The sequence below is a fragment of the Alkaliflexus imshenetskii DSM 15055 genome (genome assembly GCF_000517065.1).
Classification (GTDB): domain Bacteria; phylum Bacteroidota; class Bacteroidia; order Bacteroidales; family Marinilabiliaceae; genus Alkaliflexus; species Alkaliflexus imshenetskii.
The window spans coordinates 452,527-474,060 of record NZ_KI912105.1 but is presented as its reverse complement, the minus strand read 5'-3'; the positions used below and the strand labels follow the sequence as shown (position 1 = coordinate 474,060).

Here is a 21,534-nt window from a genome sequence, read left to right as displayed (position 1 = left end):
TTCTGTCTTTAAGTAGCAAATTGTCTGTTCGTTTCGGTCTCTTACACTTGGCGGCAACTTCTAAATATAATCAATTACCTATATATCGAGTGTGTCACATGGTATATGTGCGTATATCTACCCAAATTGGATGGGTATACGCACATGCTTGTTTTCAAAATTAAAAATAATCAAAAAAACAGATTACTTATAAAAATTTGACGGAATATGTGTTGTGTTCGATGAAGTGGTTCACTAAGGCTCTAACCGTTCTTTAGGCGCCATGCGCTTTTATTGCACGCATGGTAGGGTTTAGATAATAAGCGACAATTTAATAAGTAACAATTTAAAGTTTTCGCATGCTTATCATAGAAATATAGCGATTTGTTTGATGAGAGGCTGTTGGTTAAACTGGAAACGTCGCTGGTTTTTTCCGTTTATATCTGGAAGGTAACAGCATCTTTTATTAACTTTGCAGGTTACAAAATCAATAGGTCAGATTATGGGTAAGGGAATAGCAGCACAATTGGCTCCAGAGATAAATGAAGCGGATCAGATAGAAGTACTAGGCGCCAGAGTGCACAACCTGCAAAACATCGATGTGAGTATACCACGCAACAAGCTTGTGGTTATTACCGGATTAAGTGGAAGTGGGAAATCGTCTCTTGCATTTGATACCATTTACGCCGAAGGTCAGCGACGGTATATCGAGACATTTTCTGCCTATGCGCGTCAGTTTTTAGGTGGCCTAGAGCGTCCGGATGTGGATAAAATTACCGGTTTGAGCCCTGTAATCTCAATAGAACAAAAAACAACCGGGAAAAATCCACGCTCAACAGTTGGAACCATCACTGAGATTTATGACTTTTTGAGATTGTTATATGCGCGTGCTGCAGATGCCTTTTCCTATAAGTCGGGCGAAAAAATGGTGAAATATACCGATACGCAAATTCTGGATCTTATTCTTTCACGTTTTGAAGGTAAAAATGTCTATATCCTCTCGCCGATGGTGAAAGGACGTAAAGGTCACTATAAAGAGTTGTTTGAGCAGATTAGAAAAAAGGGTTTTTTAAATGTTCGTGTCGATGGTGATATTAAGGAGATTCGACATGGGATGAAACTCGACCGTTATAAGAATCACTTCATCGAAGTGGTGGTTGATAAACTGAAGGTTGAAGCCAAGGAGCGAAAGCGGCTGGAAGAGTCGGTAAAGCTGGCTATGAAACAGGGGCGTAACACCATCATGGTGATTGAGAAAGACAACGATGAGCCACGCTTTTTCAGTCGCCTGCTCATGTGTCCCGTTACCGGAATTGCTTACAATGAGCCAGCCCCTCACTCATTTTCGTTTAACTCACCGCAGGGCGCCTGTCAAAAATGTAAAGGACTGGGCATGGTTGATGAAGCTGACATGCATAAAATCATTCCGAATCCCAAGTTGAGCATTCATGCCGGTGGGATTGATCCGCTTGGAAAATATAAAAACTCACTCATTTTTTGGCAGTTGGAGGCCATAGGTGAAAAATATGGCTTTACATTGAAGACGCCTGTTTCTGATATTCCGGAAGATGGTTTGGAGGCCATTCTCTATGGTACAAATGAGCCGCTTACTCTCAAAAACACACCGCTAGGAACCTCTTCTAACTATTTTCTTAATTTTAGCGGTGTAATTAAATATATCCTTGATCAACAGACCGATGATGCACCGGCTAAGGCTCAGCGATGGGCCAACCAGTATATTGTCGAGAAGAAATGCCCTGAGTGTAATGGTCAACGGCTTAATCGGGAAGCCCTCCATTTCCGCATCGATGGAAAAAATATTGCCGAGCTTTCCCGCATGGATCTTGTGGAACTTCGCGCATGGTTCGAAAATATTGAGGAACGCTTGAGTGACAAACAGAAGCTTATTGCAGCGGAGATTCTGAAGGAGATTAGGTCGCGCCTTGGATTCATGGTGGATGTGGGGCTGGAGTACCTGTCGCTCGATCGTGGCGCCATGACGCTGTCGGGTGGTGAAAGCCAACGCATAAGGCTCGCAACCCAAATTGGCAGCCAGCTTGTGAATGTGCTTTACATTCTCGATGAACCTTCAATTGGATTGCATCAACGTGACAACCACCGCCTCATAGAGTCGCTTAAGCAACTGCGCGATACGGGAAATTCCGTATTGGTGGTGGAGCATGATCGTGATATGATGATGGCTGCTGACCATGTGATTGACATGGGGCCTTTTGCCGGACGCTTTGGCGGTGAAGTGGTAGCGCAGGGCACACCTTTGCAAATACTTAACTCCAAATCGCTTACTGCCGATTTCCTGACAGGGAGAAAAAATATACCTATGCCTGCAATGCGCAGAGAAGGTAATGGAAAAGTGCTCGAGATAATTGGAGCATCTGGCAACAACCTCAAGAATATTAATGTACAGTTTCCTTTAGGGAAATTTATATGTGTAACAGGAGTTTCGGGTAGTGGAAAATCTACACTCATCAACGAAACATTATATCCCATCCTCAATAAGCATGTCTACAACGGCGTAAAGGAGCCTCTTTCATATCGTGAAGTGATAGGTTTGGAGCATGTTGATAAGGTGGTTGATGTGGATCAGTCACCACTCGGACGCACGCCACGCTCTAATCCGGCAACCTATACCAAACTGTTTGACGAAATCCGAAAGATTTTCTCCGGTTTGCCCGAGGCAAAAATTCGCGATTACAAGCCAGGTCGTTTCTCCTTTAATGTGGCTGGAGGACGATGCGAAACCTGCAAAGGGGGCGGTGTCCAGGTCATTGAGATGAACTTCCTGCCCGACGTGATGGTTGAGTGTCCCGATTGCGGTGGCAAAAGGTACAACAGGGAAACGCTCGAAGTACGCTATAAAGGAAAATCCATTAGTGATGTTCTGGATATGACCATCAATCAGGCGGTTGATTTTTTTGAACACATACCAATTTTGCAGCAAAGAATCAAAATGCTTCAACAGGTTGGGTTGGGTTATATCAAGTTGGGTCAGCCATCCACAACTCTTTCGGGTGGCGAGTCGCAGCGTGTAAAGCTCTCATCCGAACTGGCTAAAAAAGATACCGGAAAAACCATCTATATCTTAGATGAACCCACAACAGGACTCCATTTTGAAGACATCAGGGTTTTACTTGATGTTTTGAATAAACTGGTTGATCGTGGCAATACGGTCATCGTTATCGAACACAACCTGGATGTGGTTAAGGCAGCCGACCATATCATTGATATTGGTCCCGAAGGCGGTAGTAAAGGTGGCCAGCTCATTGTCAGCGGCTCACCCGAAGATGTTATTGGCATACCAGAGAGTTACACCGGACAGTTTCTTCTGCAGGAACCAGAATTCAGGAAATAGTATTGCTTTTTCGTGAGTTAGATTGTGGTAGTGTAGGTGTTTTGAGACGTATAAGGGCACTTAATCACTCTATAGTACGCTGTTTTGACTCAAATAATTGCTTGCTTCTGCCGGTTTATCTATGTCCGTGCGTTATAACTTACTAAAGAATTGTTCAGTGATTTTAATGGCTGGCGTATATACTTAGTCACTTTTAAACCTGTTGGATTCGAAACATTGAATATCAGTAGGTTTATGAAGTTGATTTTAGATAGCAGGCAGCGTGTCAATTTGTAGATTCTTTCGTCATCGTAATTTCATAGCTTCTCATCACGGCCAATGATGTCTTACATCAAAAATCCCTTGATTATCACCATATTTTTATTATTTTGCATAGTTAGTGCTTAGATGATTGATTCTATAATTTGCTCTATCATCTGATTTCTTGGCTTTTGGTGTACTGCATTGTGTTGCTCTTTAAGTATCAAAAAAGAGGAGGTGTATAAGAATTAAATAGTGTTTGGTAGAACTTTAATTAGGATTTAACGATGCACAATTCTTTAAATTTTTAATTAGTGGAGACGAGTAACCACTCTAAAAAACAGGGCGAATCCGAAAAGCCAGACGAGTAGGGGTAATTTTAACAATTTTATCTATGGAATGGTATTTACAGGTTCTTAAAAAGTATGCTGATTTCGATGGCCGAGCCAGAAGAAAGGAATACTGGATGTTTGTATTGTTCAATATTATCTTTACTATTGTTGCAATGGGTTTAGATAACATTGTAGGAACCACCATAGGAATTCTTCCTTATGGTGTGATTTACATTCTCTATTCGCTGGTTTTGTTGATACCTGCATTGGCTGTGACGGTAAGACGACTGCATGATATCGGTAAAAGTGGATGGATGATTTTGGTTGGATTGATTCCATTTATTGGTGCAATATGGCTTTTAGTTTTAATGGCAACTGATAGCAATTTGGGTGAGAATCAATATGGTCCAAATCCTAAACTTTAGCGACTGATTGTTAAAAGCATCTTTTGAATTACATTTAAGGCAGTGGTAATTGGCTTCAGAGCAATTAAATCAACCAGCTAAATCCTCGTGATGGTGATTTTGGGAATGAATTTTGCTCAAAACCAATTGCTCCTGCCAGTTTCATGTTTAGGGGAACTGTTAATATTTAAATAATCGTGCATATCACCCAACATACAAGAATCAAAAAATAGTGTTTCTATATGACTGAAAAAGAGATTAAAATCAAATGTATTAATAACAATAGCGAAGTACACGCACCACGCGGCATCACATTGTCAGAAACTGCCAAACTCATGGATGTTAAATTGGCAAATCCCATTTTAGGAGCAATGGTGAATAACCGGTTAAGGGATGTTTCCTTTGAATTATTCAACCCAAAAACAGTTAAGTTTATAGATGTCAGCCATCCGGATGGCATGCGCATGTATGTGCGAAGCCTCTCTTTTGTGCTGTATGCTGCTGTCGAAGAGTTGTTTCCCGGTGCCCGTCTTCGAGTTGAGCATTCGGTGAGTAAAGGATTTTATTGCGAATTGGATAATTTGAACTGCGAGCTAACTGTGCAGATGACCATCGATTTGGCTGAAAAAATGCGTGAGATAGTGGCTCGGGATCTGCCATTCGTGAAGCAAAAGGAGGAAACGGATGAGGTAATTAGACTTTTTGAAGAGAGAGGTCTTGACGATAAAACCGGCTTAATTCGCCACCGCGGCCAGTATTACACCTCGTATTACACTCTGGGTGAGCATGTTGGCATATTTTATGGTTTTTTGGTGCCATCGAGCGGTTATCTGAAAGTATTCGACCTGAATAAGTATTACAACGGAATGCTTTTAAGAGTGCCGAAAGCCTCCAATCCTAACGAAGTGGAGGATCTCATTATTCAAAATAAGTTGTTTGAAATTTTCAGAGAATATAGCCAGTGGAATAAAATTTTAAATGTCACCAAAATAAGTGACCTGAATAAATCTGCCGGTAATGGAAAATCAGAAACCATCATAAAAGTAACCGAGGCACTGCACGAGAAGAAAATAGCTCATATTGCCGACCGCATTTCTGCTCGAAAGGATAAAATAAAGATAGTACTTATCAGTGGTCCATCATCCAGTGGTAAAACAACTTTTAGTAAACGCCTTGCCATACAGTTGCTTGTGTCAGGTATTAAACCACTAAATCTCTCTCTGGACAACTATTTTGTAGATAGGGAACATACGCCTCGCGACGAAAATGGCGACTATGATTTTGAGGCTTTGGAATCTATAGACCTAAAACTGTTTAATGAGCACCTGGTGGCTTTGCTGGCTGGTGAAGAGGTGGAACTTCCGAAATTCTCTTTTGAAACCGGTGAACGGTTTTATGATGGTGAAAAGATGCGCATGACCAGCCAAAATATTCTGATAATTGAAGGGATACACGGGCTCAACCCACAGCTTACGCCATCGGTTTCAAACGATGCTAAATTTAAAGTATATGTATCAGCACTAACTTCGGTAAATATCGATGACCATAACCGCATCCCAACTACCGACAACCGCCTAATCAGACGAATTGTACGCGATTATAAGTATCGGAAATACTCTGCCCGCGATACAATTTCCCGCTGGGCAAGCGTACGAAGGGGCGAGGAGAAGCACATTTTCCCATTTCAGGAGGAGGCCGATGTGATGTTTAATACAGCACTGCTTTATGAGCTGGCTGTTCTTAAGCCTTTTGCAGAACCTATCCTGCTCGAGGTTCAGCCCAATCAGCCTGAATATTCAGAAGCCAACCGCCTCTTAAAGTTTTTTAGCTATTTTAAGCCTATGATGCCACGTGAAATCCCGCCTACATCCATATTGAGAGAGTTTCTTGGCGGCAGTAGTTTTTCGTATTAATACTATTATGTGTTAACCTAGTGTTGACTTTCATTAAACGTTTTGATAAATTTAGCTCTCGTTTTAACCCGTTTTTTAACCCAAAAACAATTATAACAATGTTAAAGATTTTTTTGTCAGGCGTTCTAGGTAATGACGCTGAAGTTAAGGAGGTTGGAAGCAGTAAGCTTATCAAATTTAATGTAGCTGTTTCGATGGATTATAAAGACAGCGAGGGCAAAAAGGTTGAGAAAACCGAATGGATTAAGGCCAATATGTGGCGCGACCAGAACTCTCGGGTTGCCGATTACCTCAAGAAAGGAAAGAAGGTGCTTATAGAGGGAGTTCCCGAAAGTGAAGCTTATACCGGCAAGGATGGTGAATTGAAATCATTTATTGGTGTGAAGGTGAAGGAGATAGAGTTTGTAAATTAGCTATAGACATAGTTGTTTTATTTAGTAAGGATAAGGGGGTTGTCAGTATGGCAACTCCTTTTTTTTCGCTAACCATGAGGATAATTATAAATTGATTAATTTCACGGTTGCTCACATACTTTTGGGCGTGTGTTTATAACCGAAAAACTATTTGGCTTATACTGTTGCTGTGGAGAACACTTATCGTGAAATATTAAAAAAATATTGGGGTTATGATGATTTTCGCCCGTTACAGGAGGATATAATCCAATCGGTTGGGGCGGGGCGTGATACGCTAGGATTGCTGCCTACAGGTGGTGGCAAGTCCATCACATTTCAGGTGCCGGCAATGGCGCACGAAGGTATCTGTCTGGTGGTTACGCCGTTAATCGCCCTAATGAAGGATCAGGTTGAGAATCTTAAGAAGAAAGGCATAAAGGCCTATGCTATTCACTCAGGACTAACCTATAACGAAATTCTCTCAGCCTTCGACAATTGCATTTATGGTGATTATAAGTTTATGTATCTGTCACCTGAACGCTTGTCCACTGAACTTTTTTTGTCTAAGTTACCTCACCTCAAGGTGAATTTACTCGCCATTGATGAGGCTCACTGCATCTCTCAGTGGGGTTACGACTTCCGACCTAGTTATCTCAAGATATCTGAAATACGTGAGCATTTGCCAGGTGTGCCGGTGTTGGCGCTCACTGCCACTGCCACACCGCGCGTAGTGGAAGATATTCAGGAACGGTTACATTTTAAAGAGAAGAATGTATTTCAGAAAAGCTTTGAGCGAAGCAACCTCGCCTATGTGGTGCGTCATGCCGAGGATAAAGAGGAGCAACTACTTCGTATCCTTAAATCAGTACGTGGTACGGCTGTTGTATATGTTCGCAACCGCCGAAAAACACGCGAATATGCCGAAATGTTACAGCGAAATGGCATCAGTGCCGACTTCTTTCATGCCGGATTGCCCCAGGAGGTAAAGGATATCCGCCAGGCAAACTGGAAGTCAGGTAAGTGCAGGGTTATTGTTTCCACAAACGCCTTTGGGATGGGAATTGATAAACCTGATGTGAGGGTGGTGGTTCACATGGATGCTCCTGACTCGCTTGAAGCATATTTTCAAGAGGCCGGACGCGCCGGACGCGATGAAGAAAAAGCTTTTGCGGTGTTGCTGTGGTCGGTAGCCGATAAAATGCAACTTAACAAGAGCGTAACTACCACCTTCCCTGAGAAGGATGTGGTCAGACGGGTGTATGAGGCATTGGGAAATTTTTTCCAGATTGCCGTGGGTGCCGGCCATGAGCAAATTTTTGATTTCAATATCGGGCGGTTTTGTGCTGCCTTTGGATTTAACGTACTCACTGTGTTTAGCAGCCTTAAAATATTGCAGAGAGCCGGCTATCTGGCGTTTTCCGAAGATGTAGATATACCATCCAAGGTTATGGTGCTAATGGATAATTTTGAACTGTATAAGTTTCAGGTGGCAAATGCAATGTACGATCCATATATCAAAATATTGTTGCGCAGTTACACCGGACTTTTTACCGAGTATGCACCTGTGGATGAGGAAGCCATTGCCAAACGCATGAATGTGTCAAAAGAGGATGTGTACAATGCATTTCAGGGTTTGTCTAAGCGCGGTGTCATCCATTATATCCCCCAACGGCGTACGCCACTGGTTACCTATCTTCAGCGTCGTGAGGAGACCCGCCATGTGGTATTGCCAAACGAGGTGTACGCCGATCGTAAGGAGCAATACCGTCAGCGTGTGGATGCAGTGATTGATTATGCCACACTGCGTAATGTTTGCCGCAGCCGATTGCTTCTAAACTATTTTGGACAGCAAAGCACAGTTAATTGCGGCCATTGTGATGTGTGTCTGGAACGAAAGAAAAGGGATCTCACCGATGCAGAGTTCGAAAAAATTGAAACCCGCATAAGAGAAACGTTATCCCGAAAACCTATGGCTGCCGATGAACTTGCGGATTCTTGCGGCGTAGATAGAGCAAAAGCATGGAAAGTATTACATTGGTTGGAAGAAACTGATGTGATAGGTGAAAATGATGAGGGTTTATTGGAATGGGTCGGAAGAGAGTGATACAGAAAGGGATGTTTGTTTCATGCTTTTTACTAACTTTGCGAAATTGTATTGGTGTGGAAATTGAGATTGTTTGAGTTTTCAGTAATCTTCGTTTTCAACCCGATATTTTGCAGCAGCATCGTTGAATATTTTAAAATTAAGATGGAAGATAGTTTTGAACATCCGGTATATTCGCCAAATGTGATTGAATTTGTTACTGTTAGTCGGGAGTTTTGCGCCTGGCTCGAAGGTGTGGGCAATCAGTCACGCCCCGAATTTGTTGGTACAGCACTCAAAATTCTTCCTTTACTCTATCTGAAATCGGGCATGTTGCCCAAGAGTGAGTCTGTACTGGATGAGTATCTTGAAAAGCATGTTACTGAGGAGGATTATGAGTACATCCGCTATCAGGTGCAAACCACAATGGGGCGCTTTGATGATTATCTTGAGGTTTTCACGGCCGATATGCAAAGAAGCGAATTGCCTTTAACCTCCACCATCTCTGAAAATATGGCCGATATTTATCAGGATGTGAAGGATTTTTTAATGAGCTACAGAAGTGCTGTAACAGAAATTATGAACGATGCACTGGTAGAGCTGCAAACCAATTTTGAAAGTTATTGGGGTCAAAGGCTTGTAAATGTGTTACGTGCACTTCACATGGTCAGTTATGGTGGTGAAAATATTGACGATGACGAGGATGCAGCTGATGGGCCTGAATCTGAAGGAAGAAAAACCGACCACTGGATTCTTTCGCAACGGCAACGTGAGTTTCAGGACGATTTTCACGACGATGAATAGATAAGGTATTACAACTTACTTAGTTGTCAGCATAATTTTAGCAAATACACAACTTAAGTTTTTTTGAATGGATAGCAGCATAAGTAAAGAGGCTATAGGAGAATTGCCATTGTGTCAGTTTACCGGCATAATCACGGTTGTAGAAGATCCGGAGAGGGTTTCCGAAATTGTAGAACTACTTAGAGCGGAAAAGGTGCTTGGATTTGACACCGAAACACGACCATCGTTTAAGAAAGGGGAGGCCAATCATATCTCTTTGATGCAACTCTCTACGCCAAATGCTGCGTTTCTTTTCAGGCTGAATAAAACAGGTTTTTCTCCCGACTTGGTGCGCCTGCTCGAAAATCCTAAAGTGGTTAAAGTGGGTGTCGGCATTCGCGACGACTTGCGTGGACTCAATAAACTGGCCCGCTTTAAACCTGCTAAGTTTATTGAACTTCAGGACATGGTTAAGAGTTTTGGAATTGATGTCTTTAGCCTGAAAGCTCTGGCCGGTCTTGTTTTAAACGTGCGCATATCAAAGCGTCAGCGGCTCTCAAACTGGGAGGCTGATATGCTCACTTCCGGTCAGATTGATTATGCTGCTACCGATGCCTGGGTGGCTTTGCGCATCTTTGAAGAACTTATGCGCCTGGAGCCTGACTTTAGAATTAAACCGCTTCATTATCGAAATTAGATATCTCTCTCTCTTTTATGCAAATACCCATAATTTATTTAAAGCCCGGTAAGGAGCAAAGCTTAAAAAGATTTCACCCCTGGGTTTTCTCGGGCGCTGTGAAAAACGTGCGCGGAAATCTTGAAGAGGGCGATTTGGTTGCCGTTCACGATGCTCATGACAATTTTCTGGCTTATGGCCATTATCAGATAGGCTCCATTGCCGTGCGTGTGATAACATTCCGTGATGAAGTAATAGATGACAACTTCTGGAGTCGTAAAATTGAAGCTGCCTGGAACCTGCGTAAAATAGCCGGCTTGGCCGGTTCGTCGCATACCAATGCTTTTCGCCTTGTTCATGGTGAGGGCGACGGGTTGCCGGGGTTGATTGTTGATATGTATGATACAACTGCCGTGGTGCAGATGCATACAGTGGCCATGTATCGCTTACGCGAAACGCTGGTAAAAGCCATGCGCTCTGTGTTGGGCGAGGCTTTAACCGCCGTATATGAGAAATCTGAAGGTACGCTGCCTTTTAAAGCCGATGTGGATCCTCAGAATGGATTTATTTGGGGACGAAGCTCTACACGTATTGCGCTCGAAAACGGATTAAAGTTTAATGTAGATTGGGAGAAAGGCCAGAAAACAGGTTTTTTTGTGGATCAACGTGACAATCGCGCACTGCTTGAGAGATACAGCAAAGGTCGTTCTGTGCTCAACATGTTTTGTTATACCGGAGGCTTTTCATTTTATGCCATGAGGGGTGGTGCCTCCATGGTACATTCTGTTGACAGTTCGGAGCGGGCCGTACAACTTACCAACGAAAACGTGGAACTGAATTTCCCTGGCGACAACCGTCACGAGGCTTTTGCAATGGATGCATTTCGTTTCATGGAATCATCAAAACACAAATATGATTTAATGGTGCTTGATCCACCTGCATTTGCCAAACACATGAATGTGGTGAAAAACGCCCTGCAGGGTTATAAGCGGTTGAATTCAAAAGCCTTGGAGCAAATAGCGCCGGGTGGTATCCTCTTCACCTTTTCATGCTCGCAGGTGGTGTCGCGCGATGCTTTTCGTACCACAGTGTTTTCCGCTGCCGCACGTAGCGGACGTAATGTGAAAATTTTACACCAGTTGGAACAGCCTGCTGACCACCCCGTCAGTATTTACCATCCCGAAGGAGAGTATCTGAAGGGATTGGTGCTTTTTGTGGAGTAAGTCGCTGTGTTATTTTTTATAAGCAGTGGTGATTGCTCCTTTTCTAATCGATTTATTTAAAAAATATTAATACCAAGGTACATTGAAATTTACCGAGTTTGGATTTAAAGCAGAGATCCTGGAAGGATTGGATGCCATGCGCTTCGATGAAGCGACTCCTGTTCAGCAGCAGACTATACCCATCATTATGGAGGGCAATGACCTGATAGCCTGTGCGCAGACCGGAACAGGAAAAACGGCAGCTTACCTGCTGCCGGTACTCAATGAGTTGATTGACGCAACTGGGGAGAACACAACCACCCTTGTACTAGTACCAACACGTGAACTTGCCATTCAGATTGACCAGCAATTACAGGGTTTTTCGTATTTTTTGCCGGTTACCTCAGTTGCTGTGTATGGCGGCAACGACGCCGGACTCTGGGAGCAGCAGAAAAAAGCCCTTATCTCTGGTGCCAACGTGGTAGTTGCCACGCCGGGAAGGTTAATTCAACACCTCACCATGGATTACTTCAAGTTTCTGAACCTGAAGCATCTGATTCTGGATGAGGCCGATCGTATGCTTGATATGGGTTTTCATGATGACATCATGCAGATTGTGAAAACATTACCTACCGCGCGTCAAACACTGCTCTTTTCGGCTACTATGCCACCAAAAATCAGACATTTGTCGCAGAAGTTGCTTAATAACCCACAAGAGATTAGTATCTCCATATCCAAGCCTGCCGAAGGTATTCTGCAAGCAGCTTATCTTGTTTATGATACTCAAAAGATTCCACTCATTAAGTCGCTTATTCAGGGGAAAGATTTAACAAGTGTGGTGATATTCTCATCTACAAAACTTAAAGTAAAGGAGATTCACAAATCGCTACGCCAGGCAGGTATGCCTGCAGAGGCTATTCATTCCGACTTGGAACAGGCTGAACGGGAAGCAGTAATGCTAAATTTCCGTAATCGGAAAACACAAATCCTCGTTGCTACAGATATCATCGCCAGAGGAATTGATGTAGATGGCATCGATTTGGTTATCAATTACGATGTGCCGGGCGATGCAGAAGATTATGTGCACAGAGTGGGTCGCACAGCAAGGGCCAAATCAACAGGTGTGGCGCTTACCTTCATAAACGATAAGGAGCAGGAGAAGTTTGCGCTCATTGAGAAGTTGATCGAAACAACTGTTTACAAAGCTCCTTTGCCGGCAGATTTTGACCCGGGGCCGGAGTACAACCCGGATTTGTCACGCAAACGTAAACCCTTCAGGCAAGGTGGCGGAGGTAAAAAGCAGTTTTCACGTAAAAAGGGCAACGGAAGAGCGTCGCATTAATTTTTTTCATCCCGATGGTGGGTCACGTTAATTGTCTTTAAACATGCAGAATTACGCACTTTTAATTTCAACAGAGTTAAATATTTCACTCAAACAGGTTGTCAATACCATATCGCTGCTCGACGAGGGTGCAACCATTCCGTTTATTAGCCGATATCGAAAAGAGATGACAGGCAGCCTTGACGAGGTTGAGATTGGCAACATAAAAGAACGTTACGCTAAACTACAGGATATACAGAAGAGAAGGGAAACCATCCTTTCAACCATTGAGGAACAGGGATTGTTGACCGATGAACTAAGAAAGAAAATTGAAGGCACATGGGATGCCAATGAACTTGAAGATTTGTACCTTCCATATAAACCAAAGCGAAAAACACGAGCTGTAAAAGCTAAAGAGCGCGGACTGGAACCTCTTGCTGACATCATTATGTTACAGCAGGAAAGAGATGTGGAGAACCGTGCAGTGGCGTTTCTTACCGATGAGGTACCCAACGTGGAGGAGGCTCTGCAGGGTGCACGTGATATCATTGCCGAAAGAGTCAATGAGGATCTGAAAGCCCGTGAGGTAACAAGGATTTTGTTTGAACGCCAGGCTGTTATTTCTTCCAAACTGGTGAAAGGAAAAGAGGAGGAGGCTGCCAAGTATCGGGACTACTTCGATTTTTCTGAGCCCATCAAACGATGCCCGTCTCACCGTCTTTTGGCAATGCGCCGTGGCGAGAAGGAGGGATTTCTTAAAGTATCTGTCTCTCCGGATGCCGATGAGGCCGTGGAGCGTCTGGAGCGTTTGTTTGTGAAAGGTCGAAATGCTGCCGCTGAGCAGGTGGAGATGGCTGTGGAGGATGCTTATAAGCGTTTGTTGGCGCCATCAATCGAGAATGAAGTCGGTAGTGCTGTTCGTGAGAAAGCCGAATCAGAAGCCATTCGGGTATTTGCGGCCAACCTGCGTCAGTTGTTGTTATCACCGCCTTTGGGGCAGAAGCGGGTGCTGGCGATTGACCCCGGATTTCGAACCGGGTGTAAGGTGGTTTGTATCGATGCACAAGGAAACTTGCTGCACAACGAAACCATATATCCGCATCCGCCACAAAACGATACCAAGCAGGCATACAAAAAAATTGATTCACTGGTAGAAGCATATAAGATTGAGGCCATTGCCATTGGTAATGGAACCGCCTCGCGCGAAACAGAATCTTTTATCCGTAACATCCGTTTCAACCGAGATTTGCAGGTGTTTGTGGTGAGTGAGGATGGCGCATCGGTTTACAGTGCCAGCAAAACAGCTCGTGATGAATTTCCCGATTATGATGTGACAGTGCGCGGTGCTGTCTCCATTGGCCGACGTTTGATGGATCCGCTTGCAGAGCTTGTGAAGATTGATCCCAAATCAATAGGTGTGGGGCAATACCAGCACGATGTGGATCAAAACAACTTGAAATCATCGCTCGATCAGGTAGTAGAGTCATGTGTGAATCTGGTGGGTGTGGAGTTAAACACCGCAAGTCAGCATTTACTTACTTACGTTTCTGGTCTTGGTCCCCAATTGGCAAAAAACATTGTGGAGTTCAGAGCTGAAAATGGCCCCTTTAGCTCACGCAAAGCGTTGACCAAAGTGCCGCGGTTGGGTGCCAAAGCGTTTGAACAGTGTGCAGGATTCTTGCGCATCAGCGGCGCCAAGAATCCGTTGGACAACTCAGCCGTGCACCCTGAGTCTTATCCTATAGTGGAACAGATGGCCAAAGATTTAAACTGTAGTGTGTCTGATTTAATAAACGATAAGGCACTCCGACAGCGTATTGACCTCAAAAAATATGTGACCGATAAGGTTGGAATGCCTACCTTAACTGATATCATTTCGGAACTTGAGAAGCCAGGCCGTGATCCGCGCCGAATCATCAAAGTTTTTGAGTTTTCACCCGATGTACGCACGATTGAAGATTTGCGTCAGGGCATGGTGCTTCCGGGCATCGTTACAAATATTACCAACTTTGGGGCTTTTGTGGATGTGGGTGTTAAGCAGGATGGACTCGTGCACATCAGTCAGCTTGCCGACAGATATGTTTCTGACCCCAACGAGGTTGTTTCTCTGCATCAACATGTTCAGGTTAAGGTTCTTGAAGTGGATGTGGCTCGTAAAAGAGTTCAGCTAACTATGAAACTTGCGTAGCCAAAAACAGTTTGCATGGAGAGTACCAACGAAGGATTAAAACGCGAGATAGGGGTATGGGGGCTGAGTGCCAACATCATCAATATAATAGTAGGTGCCGGAATTTTTGTGCTGCCGGCCATTGTGGCTGCTGGACTTGGTGCTGCCAGCATCCTTGCATATCTGTTTTGTGGCATTTTGGTGATTCTAATAATGCTCTGTTTTGCCGAAGCGGGCAGCATCGTGACTTCTTCCGGTGGAGCTTATGCCTATATTGAGGCCGCTTTTGGAAGATATGCCGGTTTCGTTACTTCCGCACTTTTTATTGGTTCCTGCGTGGCTGCCGACGCCGCAGTGGCCAATGCTTTGGTCGATCTTCTGGCTCGTATTTTTCCGGTGTTTGCCATACCTGTGATACGCATATTGTTTTTTGTTGTTGTGTTTGGCCTACTTGCCGCCATCAACATCAGGGGCGTAAAACGTGGCATAGGTCTTATAAAAATCACCACCATTGCCAAACTATCACCGTTGTTACTGTTGGTTATTATTGGCTGGGCCGATGTGTCAATAGATAATCTTAAGTGGGATACTACGCCTTCCATCACTGGGATTGGTCAGATGGCGCTAATCCTGTTTTTTGCTTTTCAGGGCGGAGAATCGGCTCTTGCCGTGAGCGGTGAGGTTCAGCATCCGCAACGCACCATTCCGCGTGCCATTTTCATTGCCATTTTGGGCATTCTCACGCTTTATATACTTATACAGACCGTAGCGCAAGGCGTTTTGGGCTCTTCTTTGCCAGCGTTTAGTGACGCGCCGCTCGTTGAAGTGGCACAGCATGTATTTGGTCCATGGGGGCTTGCAATTATGACAGCAGGTGCTGCGGTGTCGATGTTTGGATATATGAGTGGTGAATTGTTGAGCATGCCACGTGTGCTCTTTGGCGCTGCACGTGATAAAGTTATACCTTTTCCCTTACTTGCCAGAGTTCATAAAAAATTTGCAACACCTTATATGGCTATTGCGGTTTATGCAGGCATCGGCCTGTCGATGGCAATTTTTGGTGGATTTCGTCAGTTGGCAATCATCTCCGGTGCATCTATTTTGCTCGTATATATGGGTGTGGCATTTTCGGTACTTCGATTGCGCAAAATCTCAACCAGATCCAAAGGCGCTTTTAGGGTTCCCGGTGGTGTTGTAATTCCGATGATATCAGTTTTGATCATTCTCTGGTTTTTGTCTAATCTTGAAAAGGCGGAACTGATTGGGATGAGCCTGTTTTTAATGGTTTTGTCACTGATTTTTTGGGTTACGAATACCGTAATCAAACGCAAACAGCGCTAACGCATTTTTTATCTCATCCTTTCTACAATTCTGGTGAATTTTTCCGTTATTACTTTAATGAGTATAATGATTATCCATATCAAGTACGTTCACGATTAAGATCTCTTTGATGCCACATTTGTCAGTAATTATAGTGAGTTATAACTCTCTGGCTTTTCTTAAGCTTTGTTTGCATTCGTTGATGCAGAACAGTTCTGAGAAGTTTGAGGTTATTGTGATCGACAACAACAGCAGCGAAGATGTGTTAGGCTTTCTCAATTCTCAATATCCAAATGTGGTGCTGCTGGCCAATAACGAAAATGTTGGCTTTGGAAGAGCCTGTAACCAGGGGATAGCTGTTGCTAAGGGAGATTATTTTGTGTTTCTTAATCCGGATACCATTGTATCTGAGCGTATGGTCGACAATGTATTGGAGTATATGCTGGCTAATCCCGATTGCGGCGCAATGGGTGTGAAAATGTTGGATGGCAATGGCTTGTTTTTGCCAGAATCAAAAAGAGGGCTGCCTACGTTGTGGCGCTCTGCCTTCCGCCTTACAGGATTAACGGCCCTTTTTCCTAAATCGGCTCTGTTTTCAGGTTACTATTTGGGGCATCTTTCTCCTGATGAAGCGCATGATATTGATGTGTTAGCAGGTGCTTTCATGGTGGTTCGCGCTGACGTTGCTAAGCGCTGTGGTGGATTTAACGAGCTTTTTTTTATGTATGGAGAGGATATCGATTTCTCCTGGCGCATTAAACAAGCCGGATATCGGGTAGTTTACAATCCTTCCATAGTCATTGTGCATTTCAAAGGTGAAAGCACCTTGAAGAATTATCGTTATTTAAAAATCTTCTATTCTGCCATGCGGATTTTTTACAATCTGCATTTTAAGCGGAAACGCGAAATCTTGCTTAAGCACCTTATCAATGGCTTAACGTATATGATGATAGGTGTAAGTTGGTTAGCCAGCCTACTTAAAATGGGTCGGTTTAAACAAATAAATATTCCAAGGATTGATCGTTATACGGTTCTTTCAAATGATTTAATTCCTGAATTACAGTCTTTTGCGCCTCTAAAGCATAGTGTGGTCTGTCCTTCAACAGAAGGTTTGACTGTATTTCCGAATTCTGTCTTCGCCGTTATAGATTTAAGCAGTGTTGCCCCGTCACAAGCAATCGACATGGTTGAAAAATCTCAAAATCGTTATAAAGGCTTTTTGTGGCTCTCACCCGATCGTAATGAACTTTTTTTTCCGCTTTCAGCATCCACCAATACGCCACTGTTTTCTCTCCATGATTAGTGCTTATTTATTGCCGGAAATCTTTGCGAAGGGCATAATAGTTAAGGTTTTATGATGAATTGGTGCATTCCATTCTATTGAACTGATTTTTACATATATTTTGTCTCTCAGTTTAAGTTTCAAGAGTCTCTCTGATTAAAATATTACAGGTAAGCACACTATGAATTGAGTAATTCCCCGTTCTGTCTTCCCCTGTTTGCGCGCTCTTATGTAATAAAATGTGAGTATATCTCTATTTTTATTATATATTTGAAATCTATTGATGGTATTTAGTGATTTACTGCTTCCATATTGATGATTCTGCTTATTGTTTTGTTTTACAATGCAAGGTCAGGATGTGTTTGTTTTTATTCGTCTAAATTGGTTTCTATGCAACGAGTCAGCGATTTTCTTTCTTTTCTGGATGCTTATATAGGAGGCTCCCAATGGTTTGTTTACCTTCTTTTAGGTACAGGTCTTTTTTTTACTGTTTATCTTGTTTTTCCGCAAATTCGTTTTTTTAAGTATGCGCTGAAAATTGTTCGCGGAAAGTTCGACAGAGAGGGTGATGAGGGAGATACCAGCCATTTTCAGGCATTGACAACCGCCTTATCGGGCACCGTTGGTACCGGAAACATTGCCGGTGTGGCGCTTGCCGTGCATTTGGGGGGGCCTGCTGCACTGTTTTGGATGCTGATGACGGCGATGATTGGTATGACAACCAAGTTTGTGGAAGTAACGCTATCACATAAATATCGAGAGAAGGCTTCGGATGGCTCCATTGCCGGTGGGCCAATGTATTACATGAAATCTCGGTTGAATATCAAACTTTCATCAGGTAAGTGGTTGAACGTCGGGAAATGGATGGCTGTGCTGTTTGCTGTGGCCACCATTCTTTCTTCGTTTGGTACAGGTAATCTGCCGCAAATCAATAGCATATCCAACTCCATGTGGGAAACTTTTTCCATTCCACATGTGGTCACAGGTGCCATACTGTCGGTATTGTTGGCGTTTGTAATTGTAGGTGGCATTAAGCGCATTGCTAAGGTGACACAGACTTTGGTGCCCGTTATGGCCATAATCTATTTTGTTGGGGCAATGCTGGTTATCTGTTACAATTATGAAAATATACTTCCTTCATTGGTAGCAGTAATTTCAGATGTCTTTACCGGAGCATCGGCCACAGGTGGTTTTCTGGGAGCGAGTGTGGCATTTGCCTTTAATCGAGGCGTTAACAGAGGATTGTTCTCCAATGAAGCCGGTCAGGGTTCTGCGCCCATTGCTCATGCCGCCGCTCGTGCACATGAGCCTGTATCCGAAGGTCTTGTGGCATTGCTCGAGCCTTTTATTGATACAATCATCATTTGTATGCTTACCGGTATGACGCTTCTCGCTTCAGGGGTTTGGATGGAAAAGCATGAAAATAGGTTTCAAATGGCCGATTTGGAAGTTGTACACGGAATTTATGACGATACTTCTGAAGATGGACGCGCAAAACTATTTAATCATGTACATGGTAAAAACTCATTGCCTCTGTTTAATGGTACCCTTTCTGTCGATAATGGCCGAATTGTAGATGAAATCAGTATGATTCATTCCCGTTCGCTGGCTGAAAATGTTCAGGTTGCACAAGGAGGCTCTCCTTTTACCGGTGAGCTACAAGTGGTAAGAGGTCGAATTACTCAGAGCGACAATATCCGGATTTTTGGTGAATCTCTTATGCACAGTGCCCCACTTACAACCATAGCTTTCTCGCGCAGTTGGCTCGGCGAATACGGAAAATATATTGTTTCTATTGGACTTTTGCTTTTCGCTTTTTCCACTGCTATTTCGTGGAGCTATTATGGCGGACGCGCAATGACCTACTTATTTGGCATTAAATCAATCATCTATTATAAAATCCTTTATGTGATCGGGTTTTTCTTTGCTTCATTTGTTGATACTTCTATTATTTGGGTTCTCTCCGGAATTACAATTGCACTGATGACCATTCCAAACTTGATTGGACTATTAGCCTTGCATAAGGAGGTGAAACGTGAAGTCAAGAGTTTTTGGCAGGAGTATGCAGACAGATTTCCCGATGAAAATCCACCAAAATATTAATTATAGCTTAAATTTTGGTCTTATTATTTTTTCAACGTGGAGATTAATTGCTATGGCATTTTGATTCTTTACTATTATAGCTTTATTACTATTTTCCAGTTTAAGATAAATGCAGACCGGATCAGATTTTATTGTGGGTAATTTAATATGGAAACAGGGGAGGAAAGATGCTGAAGCGTGATGATAAATTGCATTGTAGAATCTGACGGGGAGGGGCTATAAAGATTTTTCAGCATTGAATGGTTCAATTGATGCGTACTATCTTTATGATGTGCATGGAGGGAGTGCGTTGAAACCGGCTCTCTGCCGGCTTTTAATGTTTTGTTATAATCAAGTGGGTATATCGACTCATTCATATCAAGTAAAGCAGGAGGAGTGCTGTCTTTTCCTGAGTTGCACAGAGCTATAATTACAATTATTAGAAGATAAGCCAGGACCTTAAATATTTTTATCTCATCCATTTGTTCGACAATTATGGTTGCATTTAAGTTTTGAGTGTACCATAATACCTTGCCGGTTAGATCTTAGCGATTTGCCATAAATGCACTGGACAATCCTTGCTATGCTGATTCCGGATATTAAAACGAACTTTGACTCTATTGGTTCACTAAAAACGTCAATTTAGGTTAAATGTTGTGTAATGATGTAAACAAATATCATTCCTTTTTATAGGATGCAGTTTTTTTAAAACGTTGCAACAATTTCATTATATCAGGTAATGGTGCTTTATTTCTCAGGAATCACCAGATTTTTCGTCCAGGCTTTTTGATATACCATGGTTAAAATATTCACATTGGAATTTTCGGTTGTCTGTGACTTCCAATGTGTTTTGCTTCTGTATGATACAATCAGTCTTACAAGGTTTTAATCTTGTTACCATTTAAAGTTTTACCAATAGATTTTTCTAAGTTGGATATGGTTCGATGTAAATATTCCTGCAGTAGCTATGGCATGGGTTTTATTTCTGGCCAAACATTCTTTATTTTGCCATATCATTTGTCAGAGTCTGAAATTTTATGATGATTAACTCTTTATTATGAGCATTCTTATTGTACTTGGGTTGTTTTTGGTTGGAATCATTGTGGGTCGTATGCTTCTCGGAAAACCGAAAATTCATCACATATGCAATCGACTTATGATGTGGGCCGTTTACGTGTTATTGTTTTTTCTTGGCATCTCGGTGGGCAGTGATGCTGCCATTATCGACAATATACCAACATTGGGGTTTCAGGCATTGGTATTGGCTTTAGCCGCTTTAACAGGAAGTCTGGTAACTATTCGATTGGTTACCCTTGCTTTTAAGCGATGGATGTGATCTTTTTTTTACAATGTTTTTATCATACGCAGGTAATGAAAAGCAGTCTTTTGATATTACTCTATTTTGTTGTTGGTATAGTCATCGCCTATTTCCTGAAGTTGCCCATTTGGTTTGTTGAGTCTGACCTTTCAGCATGGGCTCTATACTTGTTGATGTTTATTGTTGGGATTAGCGTAGGCAGTGATCCATCCTTTCGGTCACTGTTTAAAAGGATAAACTGGCATGTGATTCTGGTGCCACTATCAGTAATAGTTGGCTCGCTATCGGCCACCGCAGTGGTCTCTTATTGGCTATATCATATAAGTGTGGCACAAGCAATGGCGGTAGGCGCAGGTTTCGGTTACTATTCGTTGTCGGCTGTTTTAATTGCCCAGATGAGTGGTCAGGAGCTTGGCGTTGTAGCGTTGCTTGCCAATATCATCCGCGAAGTATTAACGTTGGCATTTGCACCACTTCTGGTTAGGTTTTTCGGCCGATATGCGACCATTGCCGCAGGCGGTGCAACAGCAATGGATACCACACTTCCGGTGGTTGTTCGTTATTCAGGTAAAGACCTTTCTGTAGTAGCTATTTTTACAGGTGTTGTTTTGTCATTGCTTGTTCCTCTTCTTGTTCCTTTTCTGCTTACAGTGTTTGGTTAACGGTAACA

At 42.9% G+C, this 21,534-nt stretch carries 16 protein-coding genes; 15 read left to right on the top strand and 1 reads right to left on the bottom strand.

The window, feature by feature from the left end; genetic code table 11:
- The first annotated feature begins 481 nt into the window (after positions 1-481).
- The 13 genes from uvrA to ALKIM_RS0102030 all read left to right on the top strand — a co-directional run bounded on the left by uvrA (position 482) and on the right by ALKIM_RS0102030 (position 19,567).
- On the top strand, positions 482-3,349 hold the full coding sequence (gene uvrA, locus ALKIM_RS0102090) for an excinuclease ABC subunit UvrA (RefSeq protein ID WP_044117690.1): 2,868 nt from the start codon (positions 482-484) through the stop codon (positions 3,347-3,349).
- A 634-nt stretch (positions 3,350-3,983) separates the two neighbouring features.
- Positions 3,984-4,346, top strand: a complete 363-nt coding sequence (locus tag ALKIM_RS0102085) for a DUF805 domain-containing protein (protein WP_026473209.1) — start codon at positions 3,984-3,986, stop codon at positions 4,344-4,346.
- 221 nt (positions 4,347-4,567) lie between these two features.
- Entirely contained in the window at positions 4,568-6,238 is a 1,671-nt protein-coding gene (locus ALKIM_RS0102080) for a nucleoside kinase (RefSeq protein WP_044117689.1), read from the top strand.
- A 98-nt stretch (positions 6,239-6,336) separates the two neighbouring features.
- A complete protein-coding gene (locus ALKIM_RS0102075; RefSeq protein ID WP_026473207.1) occupies positions 6,337-6,651 on the top strand; it encodes a single-stranded DNA-binding protein in 315 nt (104 codons plus the stop codon).
- A gap of 151 nt (positions 6,652-6,802) precedes the next feature.
- Positions 6,803-8,734 (top strand): RecQ family ATP-dependent DNA helicase, encoded by a 1,932-nt coding sequence (locus ALKIM_RS0102070; RefSeq protein ID WP_235714355.1) that lies wholly within the window; start codon positions 6,803-6,805, stop codon positions 8,732-8,734.
- A gap of 144 nt (positions 8,735-8,878) precedes the next feature.
- Positions 8,879-9,517, top strand: coding sequence for a DUF5063 domain-containing protein (locus tag ALKIM_RS0102065; RefSeq protein WP_044117688.1), 639 nt, complete (start codon positions 8,879-8,881; stop codon positions 9,515-9,517).
- A gap of 67 nt (positions 9,518-9,584) precedes the next feature.
- Positions 9,585-10,193, top strand: coding sequence for a 3'-5' exonuclease (locus ALKIM_RS17285; protein ID WP_044117687.1), 609 nt, complete (start codon positions 9,585-9,587; stop codon positions 10,191-10,193).
- A 17-nt stretch (positions 10,194-10,210) separates the two neighbouring features.
- A complete protein-coding gene (locus tag ALKIM_RS0102055; protein ID WP_026473204.1) occupies positions 10,211-11,395 on the top strand; it encodes a class I SAM-dependent rRNA methyltransferase in 1,185 nt (394 codons plus the stop codon).
- An 82-nt stretch (positions 11,396-11,477) separates the two neighbouring features.
- Complete coding sequence (locus ALKIM_RS0102050; protein ID WP_026473203.1) at positions 11,478-12,716, top strand: DEAD/DEAH box helicase; 1,239 nt, start codon at positions 11,478-11,480, stop codon at positions 12,714-12,716.
- 43 nt (positions 12,717-12,759) lie between these two features.
- On the top strand, positions 12,760-14,883 hold the full coding sequence (locus ALKIM_RS0102045) for a Tex family protein (protein WP_026473202.1): 2,124 nt from the start codon (positions 12,760-12,762) through the stop codon (positions 14,881-14,883).
- 15 nt (positions 14,884-14,898) lie between these two features.
- Positions 14,899-16,203 carry an APC family permease gene (locus ALKIM_RS17280; protein ID WP_044117686.1) on the top strand — a complete coding sequence of 435 codons (1,305 nt, stop codon included), beginning with the start codon at positions 14,899-14,901 and terminating at the stop codon, positions 16,201-16,203.
- Positions 16,204-16,312: 109 nt separating this feature from the next.
- The gene (locus ALKIM_RS19040) at positions 16,313-17,485 is read left to right on the top strand and encodes a glycosyltransferase family 2 protein (protein ID WP_084555771.1); all 1,173 of its coding nucleotides are present in this window, start codon (positions 16,313-16,315) and stop codon (positions 17,483-17,485) included.
- A 369-nt stretch (positions 17,486-17,854) separates the two neighbouring features.
- Positions 17,855-19,567, top strand: coding sequence for an alanine/glycine:cation symporter family protein (locus tag ALKIM_RS0102030; protein WP_026473201.1), 1,713 nt, complete (start codon positions 17,855-17,857; stop codon positions 19,565-19,567).
- 128 nt (positions 19,568-19,695) lie between these two features.
- Here ALKIM_RS0102030 and ALKIM_RS19740 read toward each other — a convergent pair whose 3' ends face one another.
- Positions 19,696-20,028, bottom strand: a complete 333-nt coding sequence (locus ALKIM_RS19740) for a hypothetical protein (protein WP_157363719.1) — start codon at positions 20,026-20,028, stop codon at positions 19,696-19,698.
- Between the two features lie 575 nt (positions 20,029-20,603).
- Here ALKIM_RS19740 and ALKIM_RS17270 point away from each other — a divergent pair.
- Entirely contained in the window at positions 20,604-20,882 is a 279-nt protein-coding gene (locus ALKIM_RS17270; protein WP_052345234.1) for a LysO family transporter, read from the top strand.
- 35 nt (positions 20,883-20,917) lie between these two features.
- Entirely contained in the window at positions 20,918-21,526 is a 609-nt protein-coding gene (locus ALKIM_RS0102020) for a lysine exporter LysO family protein (RefSeq protein WP_026473200.1), read from the top strand.
- Positions 21,527-21,534: the final 8 nt, after the last annotated feature.

Bases quoted from the DNA above. Each gene is read 5' to 3' on its own strand.
- ALKIM_RS0102065 (WP_044117688.1), top strand. From the start codon at position 8,879: ATGGAAGATAGTTTTGAACATCCGGTATATTCGCCAAATGTGATTGAA.
- ALKIM_RS19740 (WP_157363719.1), bottom strand. From the start codon at position 20,028: ATGGATGAGATAAAAATATTTAAGGTCCTGGCTTATCTTCTAATAATT.
- ALKIM_RS0102055 (WP_026473204.1), top strand. From the start codon at position 10,211: ATGCAAATACCCATAATTTATTTAAAGCCCGGTAAGGAGCAAAGCTTA.
- ALKIM_RS0102075 (WP_026473207.1), top strand. From the start codon at position 6,337: ATGTTAAAGATTTTTTTGTCAGGCGTTCTAGGTAATGACGCTGAAGTT.
- ALKIM_RS0102030 (WP_026473201.1), top strand. From the start codon at position 17,855: ATGCAACGAGTCAGCGATTTTCTTTCTTTTCTGGATGCTTATATAGGA.
- ALKIM_RS0102085 (WP_026473209.1), top strand. From the start codon at position 3,984: ATGGAATGGTATTTACAGGTTCTTAAAAAGTATGCTGATTTCGATGGC.
- ALKIM_RS0102020 (WP_026473200.1), top strand. From the start codon at position 20,918: ATGAAAAGCAGTCTTTTGATATTACTCTATTTTGTTGTTGGTATAGTC.
- ALKIM_RS17270 (WP_052345234.1), top strand. From the start codon at position 20,604: ATGAGCATTCTTATTGTACTTGGGTTGTTTTTGGTTGGAATCATTGTG.
- ALKIM_RS19040 (WP_084555771.1), top strand. From the start codon at position 16,313: ATGCCACATTTGTCAGTAATTATAGTGAGTTATAACTCTCTGGCTTTT.
- ALKIM_RS17280 (WP_044117686.1), top strand. From the start codon at position 14,899: ATGGAGAGTACCAACGAAGGATTAAAACGCGAGATAGGGGTATGGGGG.
- uvrA (WP_044117690.1), top strand. From the start codon at position 482: ATGGGTAAGGGAATAGCAGCACAATTGGCTCCAGAGATAAATGAAGCG.
- ALKIM_RS0102045 (WP_026473202.1), top strand. From the start codon at position 12,760: ATGCAGAATTACGCACTTTTAATTTCAACAGAGTTAAATATTTCACTC.
- ALKIM_RS0102080 (WP_044117689.1), top strand. From the start codon at position 4,568: ATGACTGAAAAAGAGATTAAAATCAAATGTATTAATAACAATAGCGAA.
- ALKIM_RS17285 (WP_044117687.1), top strand. From the start codon at position 9,585: ATGGATAGCAGCATAAGTAAAGAGGCTATAGGAGAATTGCCATTGTGT.